The sequence below is a fragment of the Aquamicrobium segne genome, assembly GCF_042656785.1.
In the GTDB taxonomy this organism is placed as follows: domain Bacteria; phylum Pseudomonadota; class Alphaproteobacteria; order Rhizobiales; family Rhizobiaceae; genus Mesorhizobium; species Mesorhizobium segne.
Genome location: NZ_JBHSLL010000011.1, coordinates 27,065 through 45,761, shown reverse-complemented (window position 1 = coordinate 45,761; position 18,697 = coordinate 27,065). Strand labels below are relative to the sequence as shown.

19 protein-coding genes are annotated in these 18,697 nt (G+C 57.3%); 7 read left to right on the top strand and 12 right to left on the bottom strand.

Annotation, left to right across the window (positions count from 1 at the left end):
• Positions 1 to 46: 46 nt before the first annotated feature.
• A complete protein-coding gene (locus ACFPLB_RS02840; RefSeq protein WP_378227768.1) occupies positions 47 to 730 on the bottom strand; it encodes a response regulator transcription factor in 684 nt (227 codons plus the stop codon).
• A 119-nt stretch (positions 731 to 849) separates the two neighbouring features.
• Between ACFPLB_RS02840 and ACFPLB_RS02835 the strand changes: the two genes are divergently transcribed.
• Entirely contained in the window at positions 850 to 1,413 is a 564-nt protein-coding gene (locus ACFPLB_RS02835; protein WP_378227766.1) for a L,D-transpeptidase family protein, read from the top strand.
• Here the strand turns inward: ACFPLB_RS02835 and ACFPLB_RS02830 are convergent.
• The 5 genes from ACFPLB_RS02830 to tsaD are packed head-to-tail and all read right to left on the bottom strand — an operon-like array spanning position 1,406 to position 4,900.
• The gene (locus ACFPLB_RS02830) at positions 1,406 to 2,113 is read right to left on the bottom strand and encodes a class I SAM-dependent methyltransferase (protein WP_378227765.1); all 708 of its coding nucleotides are present in this window, start codon (positions 2,111 to 2,113) and stop codon (positions 1,406 to 1,408) included. The two genes, ACFPLB_RS02835 and ACFPLB_RS02830, sit on opposite strands and share 8 nt — an antisense overlap.
• Positions 2,068 to 2,493, bottom strand: coding sequence for an EVE domain-containing protein (locus tag ACFPLB_RS02825; RefSeq protein WP_378227763.1), 426 nt, complete (start codon positions 2,491 to 2,493; stop codon positions 2,068 to 2,070). Before ACFPLB_RS02825 ends, ACFPLB_RS02830 begins: the two co-directional genes overlap by 46 nt.
• Before the next feature lie 17 nt (positions 2,494 to 2,510).
• Positions 2,511 to 2,804: a YciI-like protein gene (locus tag ACFPLB_RS02820; RefSeq protein WP_378227762.1), complete on the bottom strand. Its 294-nt coding sequence runs from the start codon at positions 2,802 to 2,804 to the stop codon at positions 2,511 to 2,513.
• 12 nt (positions 2,805 to 2,816) lie between these two features.
• Positions 2,817 to 3,815, bottom strand: a complete 999-nt coding sequence (locus ACFPLB_RS02815) for an NAD(P)H-dependent glycerol-3-phosphate dehydrogenase (RefSeq protein WP_378227761.1) — start codon at positions 3,813 to 3,815, stop codon at positions 2,817 to 2,819.
• Positions 3,812 to 4,900 (bottom strand): tRNA (adenosine(37)-N6)-threonylcarbamoyltransferase complex transferase subunit TsaD, encoded by a 1,089-nt coding sequence (tsaD, locus tag ACFPLB_RS02810; RefSeq protein WP_378227827.1) that lies wholly within the window; start codon positions 4,898 to 4,900, stop codon positions 3,812 to 3,814. The genes ACFPLB_RS02815 and tsaD overlap by 4 nt, the downstream gene beginning before the upstream one ends.
• A 107-nt stretch (positions 4,901 to 5,007) precedes the next feature.
• Between tsaD and hemC the strand changes: the two genes are divergently transcribed.
• The 6 genes from hemC to ACFPLB_RS02780 all read left to right on the top strand — a co-directional run bounded on the left by hemC (position 5,008) and on the right by ACFPLB_RS02780 (position 11,052).
• Entirely contained in the window at positions 5,008 to 5,943 is a 936-nt protein-coding gene (hemC, locus tag ACFPLB_RS02805) for a hydroxymethylbilane synthase (protein ID WP_378227760.1), read from the top strand.
• A complete protein-coding gene (locus tag ACFPLB_RS02800; RefSeq protein WP_378227826.1) occupies positions 5,934 to 6,647 on the top strand; it encodes a uroporphyrinogen-III synthase in 714 nt (237 codons plus the stop codon). The genes hemC and ACFPLB_RS02800 overlap by 10 nt, the downstream gene beginning before the upstream one ends.
• 87 nt (positions 6,648 to 6,734) lie before the next feature.
• Positions 6,735 to 8,117 (top strand): COG4223 family protein, encoded by a 1,383-nt coding sequence (locus tag ACFPLB_RS02795; protein ID WP_378227759.1) that lies wholly within the window; start codon positions 6,735 to 6,737, stop codon positions 8,115 to 8,117.
• Positions 8,118 to 8,120: 3 nt separating this feature from the next.
• Positions 8,121 to 9,782, top strand: a complete 1,662-nt coding sequence (locus ACFPLB_RS02790; RefSeq protein ID WP_378227758.1) for a heme biosynthesis protein HemY — start codon at positions 8,121 to 8,123, stop codon at positions 9,780 to 9,782.
• Positions 9,782 to 10,249 (top strand): tellurite resistance TerB family protein, encoded by a 468-nt coding sequence (locus ACFPLB_RS02785; RefSeq protein ID WP_378227757.1) that lies wholly within the window; start codon positions 9,782 to 9,784, stop codon positions 10,247 to 10,249. Before ACFPLB_RS02790 ends, ACFPLB_RS02785 begins: the two co-directional genes overlap by 1 nt.
• A 53-nt stretch (positions 10,250 to 10,302) precedes the next feature.
• Positions 10,303 to 11,052 (top strand): glutamine amidotransferase, encoded by a 750-nt coding sequence (locus ACFPLB_RS02780; protein ID WP_378227756.1) that lies wholly within the window; start codon positions 10,303 to 10,305, stop codon positions 11,050 to 11,052.
• Positions 11,053 to 11,155: 103 nt separating this feature from the next.
• On the opposite strand, the gene ACFPLB_RS02775 is transcribed toward ACFPLB_RS02780, so the two are convergent.
• From ACFPLB_RS02775 to ACFPLB_RS02750, 6 genes are all read right to left on the bottom strand, one after another.
• Positions 11,156 to 11,740 carry a CarD family transcriptional regulator gene (locus ACFPLB_RS02775; protein WP_378227755.1) on the bottom strand — a complete coding sequence of 195 codons (585 nt, stop codon included), beginning with the start codon at positions 11,738 to 11,740 and terminating at the stop codon, positions 11,156 to 11,158.
• Between the two features lie 357 nt (positions 11,741 to 12,097).
• Complete coding sequence (fdxA, locus tag ACFPLB_RS02770) at positions 12,098 to 12,436, bottom strand: ferredoxin FdxA (protein WP_378227754.1); 339 nt, start codon at positions 12,434 to 12,436, stop codon at positions 12,098 to 12,100.
• A gap of 150 nt (positions 12,437 to 12,586) precedes the next feature.
• Positions 12,587 to 12,967: an RNA-binding S4 domain-containing protein gene (locus tag ACFPLB_RS02765; RefSeq protein ID WP_378227753.1), complete on the bottom strand. Its 381-nt coding sequence runs from the start codon at positions 12,965 to 12,967 to the stop codon at positions 12,587 to 12,589.
• A 12-nt stretch (positions 12,968 to 12,979) separates the two neighbouring features.
• Positions 12,980 to 16,162 (bottom strand): helicase-related protein, encoded by a 3,183-nt coding sequence (locus ACFPLB_RS02760; protein WP_378227752.1) that lies wholly within the window; start codon positions 16,160 to 16,162, stop codon positions 12,980 to 12,982.
• 440 nt (positions 16,163 to 16,602) lie between these two features.
• Positions 16,603 to 17,325, bottom strand: a complete 723-nt coding sequence (gene phbB / locus ACFPLB_RS02755; protein ID WP_378227751.1) for an acetoacetyl-CoA reductase — start codon at positions 17,323 to 17,325, stop codon at positions 16,603 to 16,605.
• Between the two features lie 124 nt (positions 17,326 to 17,449).
• Complete coding sequence (locus ACFPLB_RS02750) at positions 17,450 to 18,637, bottom strand: acetyl-CoA C-acetyltransferase (protein WP_378227750.1); 1,188 nt, start codon at positions 18,635 to 18,637, stop codon at positions 17,450 to 17,452.
• Positions 18,638 to 18,697: the final 60 nt, after the last annotated feature.

The following is an 18,697-nucleotide window of genomic DNA, read 5'->3' as shown; positions in this document are numbered from 1 at the left end:
AAAAAACCGGGGTTTATATGTGTAATCGTCATTAACCCCAAAATACTTAAGGAACCAGCTTGTAGCCGCCGCTTTCGGTCACAAGAATGGCAGCGTTGGAAGGGTCGCGCTCAATCTTCTGGCGCAGGCGATAGACATGGGTTTCAAGCGTATGGGTGGTGACGCCTGAATTATAACCCCACACCTCTTCCAGCAACACGTCGCGGGTGACGACCTGCTGGTCGGCACGGTAGAGATATTTGATGATGGCGGCTTCTTTTTCGGTCAGTCTGATTTTTGCCCCTGATTGTTCGGTCAGCAGCTTCTGGCCGGGTTTGAAGATGTAGGGGCCGACCGTGAAGGTGGCGTCCTCACTCTGCTCGTGCTGGCGAAGCTGAACGCGGATGCGCGCCAGAAGAACGGCAAAACGGAACGGCTTGGTCACATAGTCATTGGCGCCCGCTTCCAGTCCCAAAATCGTATCGGCATCGGTATCATGGCCGGTCAGCATGATGATGGGGGCCTTGAAGCCGCTTTTGCGCAACTGCCTGACGGCCTCGCGCCCATCCATATCGGGCAACCCGATATCCATGATCAGAAGATCGATCTGTTCGTTTTGTGCACTGGCCATGCCTTTGACGGCATTTTTTTCCTGCAAAACATGAAATTCCTCGTCAAGCGACAATTGCTCGACCAGTGTCTGGCGCAAATCATCATCATCATCGACAATCAACAAGGTGCGTGGGGCCATGGATCAGTCCGTTCTTTTTCCCGGTCCTTCAGGCTTGACCGGGCTGGTTTTATGCGGAAGGTGAGTAAGTATAAACGTCCAGTTGTGCTGATTTGTTTGTGGCCAGATCATACAGGAAATTGAGCGGACGCAAGGCCGCAAAGGAAACTTTTCCCGGCAGCCTTGCCACGCTGGTGGTGCGGGCGCGCCCGGGGCAGCCTTCAAAAGGGATTTTGCGGGCCGGACCGCTGGTGATTGCCTGTGCTTTGGGCAAGGGCGGCATCACCTCAAACAAGCGTGAGGGGGATGGCGCAACACCTTTGGCCAGCATGCGCATCCTTTCAGGTTATTTTCGCAATGCGCGCTTTGCCGGGGCGCGGCGCACACCCTTGCCGATGCGCTCCACCACCGCTGCGCTGGGCTGGTGCGATACGCCCGGTGACCGCAATTACAACCGCCCGGTAAAGCTGCCTTATCCGGCCAGCCATGAGACCATGCAGCGCACTGATCGGCTTTATGATGCCTGTCTGGTGCTGGACTGGAATCTTGCTCCGCGCAAGCGCGGGCGCGGCAGCGCCATTTTCTTTCATCTGGCGCGCTCCGCTTATGAGCCGACGGAAGGCTGTGTTGCAATTAGCCGCCGCGACATGGAGCGATTGTTACCCTATCTGTCGCGGCATACGGTGCTCAAGGTGGTCAGATAGAAGCCTTGCTGAAGCGCCAAACAATGGTGCGTTTGATTTCAGTGTCTTCCAGTGCGCGCGTTACCGGCACTTCATAAAGGGCAAGCTGTTCCAGCCCGGATTTCGGCAGGTAGGAGCGGCCGGGATCACCTACAAAAATCTCTGCGCCACGCAATGTGAGCGCCTCAAACCACGGTATCAGGCGCTCAGAAAAAGGTTTTTCGTAAAATACGTCACCGGCCAGAACAACATCCCAGCCATGATCTGCGCCGATGAGGTCTGAGCCGTCAAAAATGAGGCAGACATGATTTGCCTGTGCATTGAGGAAAACGGCTGTCTGGCAAAACGGGTCGATGTCGGCGGCCACCACGCTGGAAGCGCCAGCCTTTGCTGCGGCAATGGCTACAATTCCTGAGCCGGTTGCAAAATCCAGCACCTTTTTGCCCTGCACAATTTCGGGATGGTCGAGAATATAGCGCGCAAGGCCCTGCCCGCCCGCCCAGGCAAAAGCCCAGAAAGGGGGTGGCAGGCCGATTCTAGCCAGTTCTTCTTCCGTTTTCTGCCACAGATCGTGGGCTTCCTGCGCAAGATGCAGGGCAATTTGTGGCACATGGGGTGGAGAAAGCAGCGCTGTATTGGCGCGGATGAAGTTTTCGGCCGTTTGGGGGCTTAATTTCATGGGGCCGGAACGAGGCCGCCCATGCGGCACACTTCCTCCCATTCTGCCCGTGTGACCGGCTGCACCGACAAGCGCCCGAGCCGCACCAGCGCCATATCCGTCAGGCGTGGATTGGCTTTTACATCGGCAAGACTGACAGGTTTGGGCATCTCGCGCACATAGCGAATGTCAACGCATTCCCAGCGCGGATCATCGGTGGTGCTGTCGGGATGAGCCAAGGCGCAGACCTCGACAATGCCGACAACATTCAGCCCCTTGTTGGAGTGATAGAAAAAGCCGAGATCGCCGATCTGCATGGCGCGCATATTGTTGCGCGCCGCATAATTGCGCACGCCGTCCCATTCCTCGCCTTTTGCGCCCTTTGCCTTCAATTCATCGAACGAGAATGCAAAGGGCTCGGATTTGAACAGCCAGTAATTCATGGCAGGCAGTCTCCTTTTCAGCTTTCAGGCTTGTTGACGGTCCAGTTCCAGGCGCGCACATCCACGGTTTCAAACAGACCGGCTATGGCATAAGGGTCATTGGCGGCCATGGCTTCGGCCTCAGCCTGGTTGGCTGCCTCCACCACGACAAGGCTGCCATCCGGCTTGCCATCCTGATCAAGGAAAGGTCCGGCAAAAGCAATTTTTTGAGCGGCATTCAGCCCATTGAGCCATTCAAGATGGGCGGGGCGGGTATCAAGGCGCAGTTGCAATGCACCGGGCTTGTCTTTGCACAGAAAAGCAAACAGCATGTCAAAAAATTCCTAAATTAAGTTTTCGTGTTTGAGCGGGCGGGTCATCAGCGCTTCCACCGCTTCATGAACAGTGATGACACCGGCAAGGATGGCGGCAACCGCCGAGAGAATGGGAGCTTCCACACCATGCTGGGCAGCAAGGCGCGCGGCAATGGCAGCCGTGGGCACACCTTCCGCCAGTGGCAGCCCTTCAAGCACCTCACCGCGCCCCAGCGCCACCCCATAGGCAAAATTGCGCGATTGGGTGGAAGAACAGGTCAGCAAGAGATCGCCAAGGCCTGAAAGACCCATCAGTGTTTCAGGCTGGGCGCCAAATACGACTCCCAGACGGCGCAATTCGACAAAGCCGCGTGTGACCATGGCAGCCTGTGCGCTGGCGCCCAGTTCAGCACCGGCCACAGCCCCGGCTGCAATGGCAAAAACATTTTTCAAGGCCCCGCCCAGTTCAACGCCGATTATGTCCGTGCTGGCATAACAGCGCAGATTGCGAGCTGAAAAACGGGCGGCAAGATCCATGGCCAGCGCATCATCTTGGGCGGCAACCACCACGGCTGTGGGCAGGCCGCGCGCAACATCTGTGGCAAAGCTGGGGCCAGACAGTACCGCAACCGGTGCTTTGGGCAGGATTTCGGTGACAATGGCGGACAAAAGAGCGCCGGTTTCACGCTCAATGCCCTTGGCGCACAACACCAGCGGGATGTTTGCAGGCATATGCGCCCTGATTTCATTGAGAACCATACGCAATGATTGCGCTGGCGTGACTGATAAAACGCAATCGGTCTGATCAAGAGCTGTTTGCAGATCGGTGGTCGCCTCAATGCCTGTGTCAAAGGCAATACCGGGCAGATAGCGCGGATTTTTACCCTTTGTGATGGCTTTTGCTATCTCCCCATCGCGCGCCCACAGGCGCACATGATGGCCGGCATGAAGGGCCGCCAGCGCCAGTGCGGTGCCCCATGCACCGCCGCCAAGAATGGTTGTTTTCGGTGTTTTTTCTGGTCCCCTCATGCCTTGGCTCCGCGTCTGCCGGAGCCGATGACGGGTGTGGATGCAGCATCCAGCGGCCAGCGTGAGCGCGGCACAAAATCAAAGGCGTCAGGATCTGCCATTCCCGCATTCAGCCGTTCAATCCCCGCCCAGGCGATCATGGCGGCATTATCGGTGCATAATATATGCGGCGGGGCGACAAAGGAAAAACCATGAGCAGCACAGAGCTGTTCCAGCATTGTACGGATTGCGTGATTGGCGGCAACACCGCCTGCCACCACCAGCGCAGGTGTTTTTCTGTCTGGGTAGTCGGCGCGAAACCGCACCAGCGCACGTTTGACACGGTCAGCCAGCGTGTCGGTCACGGCCGCCTGAAATGAAGCGCAAATATCGGCCACATCCTGATCAGAGAGCGGTGCAATGGCGCTTGCTGCCTGTCGCACTGCGGTTTTAAGGCCGGAAAAGGAAAAATCGGGCTGGGCTGAGCCTTTTAACGGACGCGGAAAGGCAAAGCGGTTCGGGTCGCCGGATGCGGCTGCTTTTTCGACATTGGGCCCCCCCGGATAGGGCAGCGCCAGCATTTTGGCCACCTTGTCAAAAGCCTCGCCCAGCGCATCATCTATGGTGGTGGCCCAGCGTTGATAATCGCCAACATTGCCAATGCGCAGGATCTGGGTGTGGCCGCCGGAAACGAGCAGCAGCAGATAGGGAAATTCAAGCCCGTTGCTCAGGCGGGCAGTCAGCGCATGACCTTCCAGATGGTTGATGGCGAGCAGCGGCTTCTGGGTGGCGGACGCAATGGCCTTGGCCGTCATCAGGCCAACAATCAGCCCGCCGACAAGGCCCGGGCCTGCGGTGGCGGCAACAGCATCCACCTGCTCCAGCGTAACGCCTGCTTCTTCCAGCGCTGCCTCAATGATGCCGTCCAGCGCCTCGACATGGGCGCGCGCTGCGATTTCAGGCACCACACCGCCAAAGGCGGCATGTTCGGCAATCTGGCTTAACACCACATTGGACAGGATTTTGGGCCTGGCCTGTGCATGATCGAGCGCCACAATACTTGCAGCCGTTTCATCGCAGCTTGTTTCAATGCCCAATACGCGTATCAACGTGTCACGATCCTCAAAGTTGCTCCTGACGCTTTTCCCCGATAGGAGAAGGTCGATCATGAATATCGCCGGGTTATCATGGACTGCGTGCGATGCAAACCGCAATGAAGAAGAGGCAAGCCGTGCTCAAGATTGGAACCCGCGCCAGCCCGCTGGCTATGGCACAGGCGCATGAGGCGCGCGACAGGCTGATGGCGGCCCATGGGCTGGAGGAGCACAGTTTCCAGATTGTGCCCATCACCACCACTGGCGATACGATTCAGGACCGTCCGCTTTCGGAGGCAGGTGGCAAGGGGCTGTTTACCCGGGAACTGGAAGATGCGCTTTATGACGGGCGCATTGATATTGCGGTGCATTCCTCAAAGGATATGCCCACCGAATTGCCGCCGGGGCTGGTGCTGCCGGTGTTCTTGCCACGTGAAGATGTGCGTGACAGCTTTATCAGCCTGTCTGCGCTGTCGATCATGGATTTGCCGCAAGGTGTGAAGTTCGGCTCGTCTTCGCTGCGGCGGCAGGCGCTGATTCGGCGGATGCGCCCTGATATTGATGTGGTGATGTTTCGTGGCAATGTGCAAAGTCGGTTGCGCAAGCTGGAAGATGGTGTTGTTTCGGGCACCATGCTGGCGCTGGCTGGCTTGCGGCGGTTGAAAATGGAGCATATCGCCACCGCCATCATGCCGCTGGACAGTTTTTTGCCGGCCCCGGGACAAGGCGCCATCAGCATCGAACACCGTGAAAATGATGAGAAGGTGATGCGTCTTCTGGCGCCGATTCATGATGAGGAAACCGGACAGGCGCTGGCATGTGAGCGCGCTTTTTTAGGCGCGCTTGATGGCTCTTGCCGCACGCCGATTGCCGGTCATGCGGTGATTGAAGGAGAAAGACTGCGTTTCAGGGGCCTCATCATTACCCCCGACGGCACCATCTGCCATGAGATTGGCGCAGAAGGCCGCGCTGAAGAGGCCGCGGCCATCGGCCTGAAAGCCGGTGCAGATGTGCGTGAAAAGGCTGGCACACAGTTTTTTGAGGGCTGGTTCTGATCCGGGTTCTGGTCACCCGGCCCGAACCGGAGGCTGGCCAGACAGCCGCCCGGCTGGCCGGGCTGGGCTTTGCGCCTATTATGCTGCCGCTATCGCGCATTTGCGCCCTCAAAATTGATGCGCCTGCGCTTGCCCGGCAACAGGGCGTGGCTGTGACCAGCATCAATGCCTTGCGCCATGCTGCTCCCGAATTGATTGAAAGCCTGGTGCATCTGCCCTGCTATGCGGTGGGCGCGCGCACGGCGCAGGCTGCGCGGCAGGCAGGCTTTTTTCATGTCGAGGAAGGGCAGGGTGATGCAATAACCCTGGCTGAGCGTATCATTGCCGCTTCTTCGGGCAAACTGGTCTATTTGTGCGGAAAGGTGCGTTTTACAGGCTTTGAGGAACGTTTGGCGGCATCGGGCGTTCAAATCAAGGCGCTGGAGACTTATGATACTGTGATGCTGGATTATACGGATGAAAGCATTCATGCGTGTCTGGGCGGCCAGCCAGTCGGGGCCATCATGCTATATTCGGCGCAGGCGGCACTTGCCATGCGGGCGCTTTTACAACGTGAAAACCTGCAAATTCTGTTTGAAAAAGCGCAGGTTTTAACCTTGTCAAAGCGTATTGCAGAAGCTTTGGGGGCAGAATTTATGAAGAGGGTGAATATTGCCAGACAGCCTTCGCAAGATGCCTTGCTGGCGCTTTTACCAGCCCCATAATGGGTGTGTCATTACAGCGCCTCTTTTTACTGCCTTGAGATATGCTAGATTTTTTTCCTGAACACGGACGCATAATGAGGAGCCGGCATGGTCAAGACGCCGAGAACGCGACATTCAGGCAGCAGCCGCGCGCCGGTGACGATTGATCTGGACGCAGATCAGGTCGCCCGTGCCGAAGATGCGGCTTTGCCAAAGTCCAAGGCGGTCCCGCCTGAAAAGGGGCAGGCGCAAGAGGTGAAGGCAAAAACATCACCAGCGCCAAAGACCGCACGGATAGAAGAACCCGGCATTTCAAAAGAGCCGCCACCCTCACCGGAGCCTAGGCCGGAGCCCAAGCCGGAACCCAAGCCGGAACCTGAGCCGAAGCCTGTGTCAGGGCCTGAGCCTGTATCTGCGTCAGTGCCTGCAGGGCGGCATGGTCTGGGTCTGCTGGCGGCCGGTGTTGTCGGCGGTATCATCGCGCTGGCCGGGGCGGCGGGCCTGCAATATGCGGGGCTTGTCAACACACCACAACAAGATGCACCTGCCGATCATGGTGACCAGATCGCACAATTGCAGGAGCAGATTTCTGAGCTTGCAGCCGCGCGCAGCGATGATGGTGCAGCACAGCAGATCAAAAATCTCGACAGCCAGGTCAGCCTGCTTGAAAGTGATTTGGCAGATCTCAAAGAGACAGTTGGAACGAATGCGCCAGCCGGGGACAATGGTGAAATGCTGGCGGCGTTGTCGCAAAAAATTGAACAGGTCGAGACCCGGATTGCTGCATTTGACGACATATCTTCAGCGCCGCCGGTTGATCTTGCTCCCCTCAATGACAGGATTGCCGGGCTGGAACAGCAATTGGGCACGGTTGATGAGGCCGTGAAGGAACAGCAAAGCCGCATAGGGGCATTGGATCAGTCGCTTGGCGTTGTTGTTCGCAAGCAGGAAGAGTTGGCCGATCAGCCGAAAATTGCGCTGGCCATTGCGGCATCGGCACTGAAATCGGCGCTGGAACGCGGGGCGCCCTTTGAGGCTGAACTGGAAACTTTTGTCGCCATTGCACCTGATAGCGTGTCTTTTGACCCCTCCGGGCTTGCCCTCTTGCGCGGGCAGGCGCAACAAGGCGTGGCTACCCGCAGTCAGATTGAAGCGCAGGTTGAAGCGGCGGCTGACGCCATGGTGGCGGCAGACAATCCCGTTGATGAAAATGCCGGTTTTGCCCAGCGCCTGATCGCCAGCGCACAGTCGCTGGTCAAGGTGCGGCCCATCGGGGCTGTCGAAGGGGCCGGGGCGCCTGAGACCGTGGCACGGCTGGAAGCCGATGTCAGGGAAAATAACTATGCCGCAGCGCTTGGTGAATATGAAACCTTGTCCGATCCGGTCAAAGCTGCCGGGGCGGAATTTGCAGGCTTGTTGAAGGCGCATATGGAGGCGCAGGCGGCTGTCGATGCGCTGATCTCGCAAACCATGAGCGAAAGCGAAGGATAACAGATGGCCCGCATTCTGTTTTATCTTTTTGTTGTTCTGGCAATGAGTATCGGTTTTGCCTGGCTGGCGGGCCGTCCGGGCGAGATGGTTCTCAATTTTGAGAATTACCGCATTCAATTGACCCTGATGACGGCAGCCGTTGCTGTTGTGGCTGTGGTTGCGGCAACCATGATTTTCTGGTGGCTGATTCGCTCAATCTGGCAAAGTCCCCATGCTATTGCCCGCCATTTTCGGGTGCGTCGCCGCGACCGGGGCTATCAGGCGCTGTCCACTGGCCTGATTGCGGCCGGGGCGGGTGATGCGGGGCTGGCGCGGGTGAAGGGCAAGGAAGCCGCCCGGTTGATCCATGCCGATCAGGAGCCGTTGATCCATCTTCTGGAAGCGCAGACAGCTCTTTTAGAAGGCGACCATGATGGGGCGCGCCGCAAGTTTGAAGCGATGGTTGATGACCCTGAAACACGCCTTCTTGGGCTGCGCGGCCTGTATCTTGAGGCTGGACGGCTGGGGGATCGCGATGCGGCGCGAATTTATGCGGGACGTGCTGCTGCTGTTGCGCCGCAACTTAACTGGGCAACGGAATCAACCATTGAGGAACTGGCTGCCCGCAGCCAGTGGGATGGGGCGCTGGAACTGGTGGCGGCGCAAAAATCGACAAAGCGCATTGCACCCGATGCCGCCAATCGCCAGCGAGCGGTTCTGCTGACCGCCAAGGCGATGGAACTGGAGCAGAGTGACCCGGCAGCGGCAAAGAATGCCGCACTGGAAGCCAACAGGCTGCAACCTGAATTTGTGCCGGCAGCTCTTATTGCCGCCAAAGCACTGCTGCACAATGACGCTATACGCAAGGCTTCAAAAATATTGGAGCAGGTCTGGCGGGCAACGCCGCATCCGCAAGTGGCCGAGCTTTATATTCATGCCCGCTCCGGCGATGCGGTGTTAGATCGGATGAAGCGGGCGCGCAAATTGCAGGCTTTGCAGAAAGATAGTGCCGAGGCTGCTCTTGTCGTCGCGCGCGTGGCGTTTGACGCCAATGACTATCGCACGGCGCGTGCCGAGGCAGAAGCTGCCATTCATCTGGATGCACGTGAAGGGGCCTTTTTGTTGCTCGCCGATATTGAAGAGGCTGAAACCGGCGATGAGGGCAAGGTGCGCCAGTGGCTGTCGGGAGCTGTGCGTGCACCGCGCGATCTTGCCTGGGTGGCCGATGGCGTTGTTGCTGAACAATGGGCGCCTGTCTCGCCTGTGACCGGCAGGCTGGATGCTTTTGAATGGCGCGCACCGGTTGAGCAACTGGGCAGGCTGATCGACAATGGGCAGGAACAGGCAAGTGAGACACTGGCTTCGGTTGTTCCGGCTGTTGCTGTGCAAGCGCCACTGCAAAAAACAACAATTGCCGAACCTGAGATCATCGAAAAAATTACCCCGGTGGATGTGGTCAGTCCTGTGTCCTCGCTTGAGAAATCGGTGCCGGAGACAACAGTTTCTCCCGAAAAAACCGTTGTAAAACCGGAAATGGAACCGGAGCCATCGTCATCGGTGCCTCCACTGCCGCCGGATGTCGAACAGGTAGCGCAGCAGGACATGACACCGCGTTTGCCGGATGATCCGGGCGTTGACCCGGATGAAGAGCGTGAACCCGAACCAGAAAAATTCAGGTTGTTTTGATGATTGAGCGTTTCCTGTCTTTTTTGAAAACCCTTCCGGGTACTCCAGACCGGCACGATCATCATGATGATCCGCGCGTGGCGGCTTCTGCTTTGCTTTATCACGTCATGAATGTTGATGGAGAACGGCAGGATGTCGAATGGGAGCGGTTCAAGGCCATATTGAGCAAAAGCTATGCTGTCAGTGGCAAGGAACTGGATGAACTGGTTCAGGCAGGTGCAGAGGCAGAACGGGAATCGGTCGATTTTTACGCTTTTACCAGCGTGCTGAACCGTCATCTTGATCATGAAGGGCGCAAGGCTTTTATTGAATTGATGTGGGAGATCGTTTTTGCCGATGGCGAGTTGCATGAGCTTGAAGACAATACGGTCTGGCGTGTTGCCGAACTGCTTGACGTGGAGCGGGAAGATCGCATTGCCGCCCGCCGCAAGGTCGCGGCTCGCCTTTCAGACATCAAAAAACCTTGATGAAAAGTGATGCCGAGGCATAATCCGTTAAATTCCAAGATGATTCTGTTTAAATGCTAGCCAGGCCCCGCCCTCAAATACTGATTGTTTTGCATCAGGAAACATCAAGCCCCGGCCGGGTTGGGCAAATGCTTGTCGAGCGCGGCTTTGATCTTGACATATGCCGCCCGCCGCTCGGCGACCAACTGCCTGAAACGCTTGCCGCCCATGCCGGCGCTGTCGTGTTTGGCGGACCGATGAGCGCCAATGATCCTGATGAGTTCGTGAAGCGCGAAACCGAGTGGATGCGTGTGCCGCTGGAGGAAAACAAGCCGTTTCTGGGCATTTGCCTGGGGGCGCAGATGCTTGTCAATCATCTGGGGGGCAAGGTGGAGGCCCATGAAAATGGTCTGGTGGAGATCGGCTGGTATCCGCTCAAAGCCACAAAGCCGGGACAAGACCTGCTGGACTGGCCTGAAATGGTCTATCAGTTCCATCTTGAGGGTTTTAGCCTGCCTGCAGATGCCACCTTGCTTGCCACTTCAGAAAACTATCCCAATCAGGCTTTTCGCTATGGTGAAAATGCCTATGGGATTCAGTTTCATGCTGAATTGACACAAGTGATGATGCAGCGCTGGGTGGTTCATGGCGCGCAGCGTTTCACGCTTCCCGGTGCACAGCCCGGTCGCGACCATCTTGATGGCCGCCTGATCTGGGACATGCAGTTGCGGCGCTGGCTGGGCGAGTTTCTGGAAAGTATTTTTGGCTACGCCACAATGCGGGAAGCAAATCTGAAAGATCGCAATGTGCTTATAAGAGCTTGATCCCGAAAAGTTGCAGATTTTTTTTGGACAAGATTATGCGTAAAAATAAAAAACCGCGAGTCACAAGATCCGCGGTTTTTTTAAATGTGTTTGCTGAATCAGATCAGGCGGCTTCTTCTTCCTGCTCGGCTTCCTCATTGTCGGCCTTGGCGCCGCGCTTGGGGCCCTTGTTGAGATTGATCTCGATCAGGTGGACTGCCTCGGTTTCCGACACGCGGTTGACGGCGGCAACTTCACGCGCCATGCGGTCGAGAGCTGCTTCATAAAGCTGACGTTCGGAATAAGACTGCTCGGGCTGGCTGTCGGCGCGGTAAAGGTCGCGCACAACTTCGGCAATCAGGATCAGATCACCGGAATTGATCTTGGCGTCATATTCCTGAGCGCGGCGTGACCACATGGTGCGCTTGACGCGGGCGCGGCCCTGAACCACTTTCAATGCGCGCTCGACATAGTCTGTTTCAGCCAGCTTGCGCATTCCGATGGATGTTGCCTTGGCCACCGGAACTTTCAGCCGCATCTTGTCTTTCTGGAAATCGATGACAAACAGTTCCAGCTTGTGTCCGGCAACTTCCTGCTCTTCGATGGTTACGATCTGGCCGACGCCATGTGAGGGATAAACAATGAATTCGCCGCTTTTGAATCCTTGACGTGTGGAAGCAGATTTCTTCTGCGGGATGCTGGTTGCCATTACGCCGTAAACTCCTTGTTGTGGTCGGCGATACGCCGACCGTACACAGTAGGACCGGATCAGCCGGTAGTGCCGCGCAACAGTGAATTCCCGAGTGATGAGGCGTGGATGAAGAGATGGCCTGTCAGGCGCAAAACGACCTCATGGTCCAGATTGCTCTGTCCCAGGCTGGGAAATTCACCTTTCAGTGATTAGGGCGTTGCGCCATCAATCGACGTTGTGTCACGGGCATGGTGCCTGAGGGGTAACACAAAACAGGGGAAGAATCAAGATTTTGCTGCACACGCTAAAGCGTCGTGCATTTTGCCGGGCGCATAAATGCAGCCAAACAAAATGCTCTGGCAGATAAGGAGAGGCTCAGTCGCCGCTGCCGGGTTCCGCCGAGAAAAATTTTTCCAGCTTGCCGGTTTGCCCGTCGAATTCTTCTGCGTCCGGCATCGGTTCTTTCTTGGTCGTCAGATTCGGCCATTTATCGGCATATTCAGCATTCAGCACAAGCCATTGGTCAAGGTTCGGCTCGGTGTCGGGGCGGATGGCGTCAGCCGGACATTCGGGTTCGCACACGCCGCAGTCGATACATTCATCGGGATGAATGACGAGCATGTTCTCGCCTTCATAGAAGCAGTCAACCGGACACACTTCAACGCAATCGGTGTATTTGCATTTGATGCAATTGTCGGTGACGACGTAGGTCATGCAAGGCTCCGCAGCATCCCCGGCAGATCGGTTTCAGGACGCATTATTGAGGCTGAGGTAACGCCTTTATCTCATGCTTTCAAGGCAAGCGACATGCGCCACAACGTCCCTCATCAACTGCTCTGGTCATGCGCTGAAGGTAGCCCGGTTTTAGTCCCGGCCCAGCAGGCGGTCTGTCAGGCGGCGCTCTTTCTTGGTCGGTCGGCCACTGCCACTGTCGCGCAAGGGTGCTGCAATATCCGGCGTCTCTTCTTTTGACGGAGCAGGCGACAGGTCTTCATAAAGTGTTTGAGCCTCAACTGCGGGGCCACGTCGTGTTCCAGGCGCCAGCACTTTCCAGACAAGGATGCGGCGCTCAAGCGTGATGGTGAGCACATCACCCGGCTTCACCTGATCGGAAGCCTGCGTTATCTTGTCGCGATTGATGCGCACCCGCCCGCCAGTCACCAGCCTGGCAGCCAGCGAGCGTGATTTGACGGCACGGGCAAAAAACAGCCATTTATCGATGCGCTGACGCCCGGCTGCTAGCATTGGCTGCCCAAATTACTTCTTGAGCTGGTCGCGCAGGGCGGCGAGCTTGGCAAAGGGAGAATCCGGGTCGATACGAGCCGGGCGTTCCTCGTGCTTGCGTGGTGTAAATTTCGGATTATTGCCACTTTTCGCATTCGGCTTGTTGCCCTTGCGCTCGAACCGGTTGTCCTGATCTCCGGGCTTGCCTGATTTGCGATTGCGCTCGAAGCGACGACCACCTTCCTTGCGGGTGTCTGCGCCTTCTATCTTTTCACCGGCCTGTGCCTGCTGGCCACGCCGGGCCTGTTGATTTCGGGCAGGACGACTGCCGGGCCGTTGATGCTGGCGATCGAAGCGGGCCTGGCGCCAGATCAGAACCGGCTTTGGCTCCTCGGCAGGTTTGGCCTCTTGTTGTGCGGGTTGAGCCGAAGCATCTTCAGCGACAGGCTCAACAGCCGCTTCGGCAGTGGGTTCAGGAACCGGCTCAGAGACGGGTTCAGAAACAGGTTCCGCCACCATGTCTGATGTTTCGGGGTCTGATGTTTCAGGCGCAGCAATCGGTGCATCGCCAGCCTCTGCCGCAACCGGTTCGGCTGGGGTCTCTTCAACGGGTGTGGCAGCTTCCTGAGAAGGTGCTGGCGTTTCGTCTTTGCTGGCGGCGACTTGTTCTGCCTGTTGGGCCTGTTCTGCTGCCTTGGCATCTGCGGCGGCCTGCGCGGCAGCGTCCAGCGTCTCCATTCTGGCCTTGACCGCATCGGCAGGTTTAGGCTCGGCGCGGTAGCCCAGACCTTTAAGAATTTCTTCCATATCCTCGACCGTTGCGCCAAGAATCGACAGCATCGGCGGGGTAATGATGAAATTTCCGCCGTCAAAGGCGCCATCGGGGCGCGGGCCCAGTCCGGGTTTCCAGTTGATGGCAGGGCGGATCAGATCAGCCAGACGCTCCAGAATATCAATACGCACCGCCCGTCGACCAAGGCTGCGATAACCGGCCAGACGGTAGAAATTGCGATCAAAACCTGGCTCCACGACTAGTGAAGTGCGGCCAGTAGCCAGTGCATTGACCACATCGCCAAAGCCGGGCTTGTCCTTGCCGTCATTGTGCAAGGCCCACAAAAGGGTGATCAGACCGGCAGGGCCGGGCTTTAACAGCACCGGTATAAACACATGATAGGCGCCGAAACGCACACCCAGACGGCGAAGGGCAGCGCGGCCCTCCTGATCGAGCGAGCGCATTTCGGTTGCAATGTCGCGGCGGTTGAGCAGCCCGAAGTTTTCTGTCAACTGGAAGGCGATGCCGCGGGCAATGCCGGTCAGTTGCTCGGCAGCCTTCAGGTCGATCAGCGGCTTGATCAGGGTTTCAATCTGGAAGGTGACAAAGCGCTCGGCGCGGCCAGCCACCTTGTCGCGGGCCGGGCCGGTCAGTTGCTCATCGGCCAGCAGAACAAGGCGCGGACGCAATATGTCTTCGCCTGCCACCAGTGTGCCGATGGGCGCGCCGATCCAGCGCAAGATGCCATCTGAGCCAAGTGCAATATCATTATTGCCGGAGGCGGCGAACCGTTCGGCACGCGCCTCAAACTCGGTGGCCAGCGCCTTTTGGGCGGCGGCACGCACCGCCTTGGCAGCTTCGCCACCGGCGTTCTGGTCCGCCGTAAAGCGGAACCCTTGTAATTCTCCCACATGATGGTCCTCGACAAGGACACTACCGGCAGGGCTGATTTCGGCTTCGGACATGGTATTTTCTCTAAGACGGCGCATAAGCACGGAAGTCCTGCGGTCTACAAAGCGTTTCGTCAACCTGTCATGTAACGCATCTGACAATCTATCTTCGATTTCGCGTGTCTTTTCTTGCCAATGTGCCTGATCTGCCAGCCATCCGGGCCGATTTGACACAAAAGTCCAGGTGCGGATCTGGGCGATGCGGGCAGACAGCGTGTCAATATCGCCTTCGGTGGTGTCGGCGCGGCGCACCTGTTCGGCCATGTAATCTTCATCGACATGACCGTGGCGGGCAAGGTCTGTATAGATGGCGGCAACCAGATCGCCATGCTGGGCAGGCGAGATACGGCGATAGTCGGGCAGGGCGCACACATCCCACAACAGGGCAACGCGGCGGGAATTGTTGGTCAGCTTGCGGATGTCGTCGTCGCGGGCGAGAAATTCCAGCGCCTGTGCATCAACGGCGGGCAAGGCTCGCGAAAGCCCTTCCACGGGGGCCGGTGTCTCGATGGATCGGCGCAGTGCATCAAGGCTGCTGAAATCAAACCGGGCTGTGCGCCATTGCAGAACCTTGACCGGCTCGAAATTGTGCTCTTCGATCTTTTTGACCAGATCATTGTCAAAGGGGGCAACCCGGCCGGTCACGCCAAATGTGCCGTCACGCATATGGCGCCCGGCGCGTCCGGCAATCTGGCCAAGCTCGGCGGCGGTCAATTGACGAAACTGATAGCCGTCGAATTTGCGATCCTGTGCAAAAGCCACATGATCGACATCAAGATTAAGGCCCATGCCGATAGCATCGGTTGCCACCAGATAATCAACATCACCATTCTGATACAGCGCCACCTGTGCGTTGCGGGTGCGGGGCGAAAGCGCGCCCAGCACCACGGCAGCACCGCCTTGCTGGCGGCGGATCAATTCGGCAATGGCATAGACCTCATCGGCCGAAAAGGCGACAATGGCTGTGCGGCGCGGCAGGCGGGTGAGCTTTTTTGAACCCGCATAGGCCAGATGCGACAGGCGCGGGCGGGTGATGACCGAAACGCCTTTCAGCAGTTTTTGCAAAATGCCCTGCATGGTGGCCGCACCCAGTAACAGGGTTTCCTGGCGTCCGCGCAGATGCAGGATACGGTCGGTAAAGATGTGACCGCGTTCCAGATCACCGGCCAGTTGCACTTCGTCGATGGCGACAAAGGCTGCATCCGTCTCACGCGGCATGGCCTCCACCGTGCAGACAGAATAACGCGCCCCGGCAGGCTGGATTTTTTCTTCGCCGGTGATGAGCGCCACTTTGGCCGCGCCGACCTTTTCACACAGCCGGGCATAGACCTCGCGGGCCAGTAGCCGCAGCGGCAGGCCGATAATGCCGCTTTCATGCGCCACCATGCGCTCAATGGCCAGATGCGTCTTGCCGGTATTGGTCGGCCCCAGCACCGCAGTAACATCGCGTCCTGAAAGAATGAGGGGGTCTTGTGTTTTGGGATGAATGGTCATGCGCCTGCAAAAGTCTCGGCAGCCCAAAAATGGCCGGGAGTGGCGTTTTGGGCTGCGGGTCTCCAACCCGATGACACATAGGCATTTATAGAGCCGGGTGAAAGCAGGAATTCAACCCTTTGTGCTGTGATCCTGCAAGCGGCTCCTGATCCTGAACAGGAATCTGTATGGTCTTGTGATCGTTTGTAATGGTTAAAGCGTGTCGTAATCTTTCAGATTTACACGACCCGCTTTAAGATTTTGTTTTTACGCATGTCTTTATCTCGAAACTGGTTCCCAGTTCGAGAGACAGGCTTGAATCGGAACAAAATTTGAACAAATCAGATACGAATTGCCTGATCTTGATTTGTCTCGACTGCGTTGCTCACCTTAAACACACAGCCTATTCACAAGAAATCCACAGGTACTGCACAGGCGCTGTGTAAAAGGCTATGATAGGATCAGACTAGATATTGGCCGCCATTGGCGCTCAGGGTTGCCCCGGTGATGAAACCGGAATTTTCAGAGGCCAGAAAAACCACGCAGCGCGCAATTTCTTCTGCTTCGCCCAGCCGCCCGACCGGAATTTGGGCAATAATGGCCTCACGTGCCTTTTCGGGTACGGTCATCACCATATCGGTGGCGATATAGCCGGGACAGATGACATTGACGGTAATGCCGGCGCGCGCGCCTTCCAGCGCCAGCGCCTTGGTGAAACCGATATCACCGGCCTTGGCCGCCGAATAATTGGCCTGCCCCATTTGGCCCTTTTGCCCGTTGACGGAAGAAATGGTGATGATGCGTCCGAATTTGCGTGCGCGCATTCTAGCCCATAGCGGGTGGGTCATGTTGAAGACGCCGCTGAGATTGGTGCCAATCACCTCGTCCCATTGTGCGCGTGTCATTTTATGAAACATGGCGTCGCGGGTGATACCGGCATTGTTGACCAGAACCGAGATGGGGCCAAGGTCTGTTTCAACCTGGGCAATGCCCGCTGCACAGGCATCATAATCAGCGACCGACCATTTATAGGTGGCGATGCCGGTCTGCTTGTGGAAGTTGCGGGCAGCCTCGTCATTGCCTGCATAATTGGCTGCCACTTTGTAGCCCGCCTCCTTTAATGCGACGGCAGTAGCTGCGCCGATGCCACGGGTTCCGCCGGTGACGATTGCGACTTTGCTCATGTTCATGGCCCTCCATTGTCAGAGCAGTCCGCAATCGCGAGAGGGGTCAAAGGCCGACTGGTTTTTCCCCTATCGTCTTGTCATGACCTGCCCTTACCCCCATTATTGCTTCTGCCTTCAAGGATCAGTTCAATCCCTCAAGGCACATGGCAACGCCCATGCCGCCGCCGATGCACAGCGTGGCCAGTCCTTTTTTTGCGCCCCGGCGCTTCATTTCATAGACCAGCGTATTGAGAATGCGTGCACCCGAAGCACCGATCGGGTGACCGATGGCGATCGCGCCGCCATTGACATTGACATTGTCCAGATTCCAGCCAAGGCCCTTGTTGACCGCACAGGCTTGCGCTGCAAAAGCCTCATTGGCCTCGATCAGGTCGAGTTCGTTTACCGTCCATCCGGCTTTTTCCAGTGCTTTCTTTGAAGCAGGGATCGGGCCGGTTCCCATCAGGGCCGGGTCAACGCCAGCCGTTGCCCAGGAGGCAATGCGCGCCAGTGGCGTGATGCCGCGTCGCTGCGCTTGCTCCTCACTCATCAAAAGCACACCGGCAGCACCATCATTGATGCCGGAGGCGTTGGCGGCTGTTACCGTGCCTTCCTTTTCAAAGGCGGGCCTCAGCTTCTGCATGGCCTCGATGGTGGCGCCATGGCGGATATATTCATCATCAGTGACGATGGTGTCCCCCTTGCGGCTCTTGACGGTAACCGGGGCGATTTCATCCTGGAAACGGCCTGCCTTTTGGGCTGCTTCCGCCTTGTTTTGGGAGGCAAGGGCAAACTGGTCCTGCTCGTCGCGGGAAATCTGAAATTCACGCGCCACATTTTCAGCCGTGATGCCCATATGATAGCCGTTAAAAGCATCCCACAGGCCATCCTTGATCATGGTGTCGATCATCTTGTAATCACCCATTTTCACGCCGCTGCGCAAATGCTGGGCATGGGGCGAGAGCGACATGGATTCCTGCCCACCGGCCACCACGATGCGCGCATCGCCAAGCGCGATCTGCTGCATGCCAAGGGCGATTGCGCGCAGGCCCGAGCCACAGACCTGATTAAGGCCCCATGCCGATGCCTCTTTGGGAATGCCAGCCAGCATGGAAGCCTGACGTGCCGGGTTTTGCCCTTGAGCGGCGGTCAGCACCTGCCCCAAAATCACCTCATCGACTTCTGTTGCGTCAACACCGGCGCGTGTCAGAACCTCGCGAATGACTGTGGCGCCCAACTCATGGGCCGGCATATTGGCAAAAGAACCGTTGAACGAACCAACGGGAGTGCGTGCGGCGCTGGCGATAACGATGGATGGGGAAGCAGTCATGAAATTCTCCGGCCTTTGTGAAAAGCACTCTACACGAAGATTATATGATTTTTGTTGCTC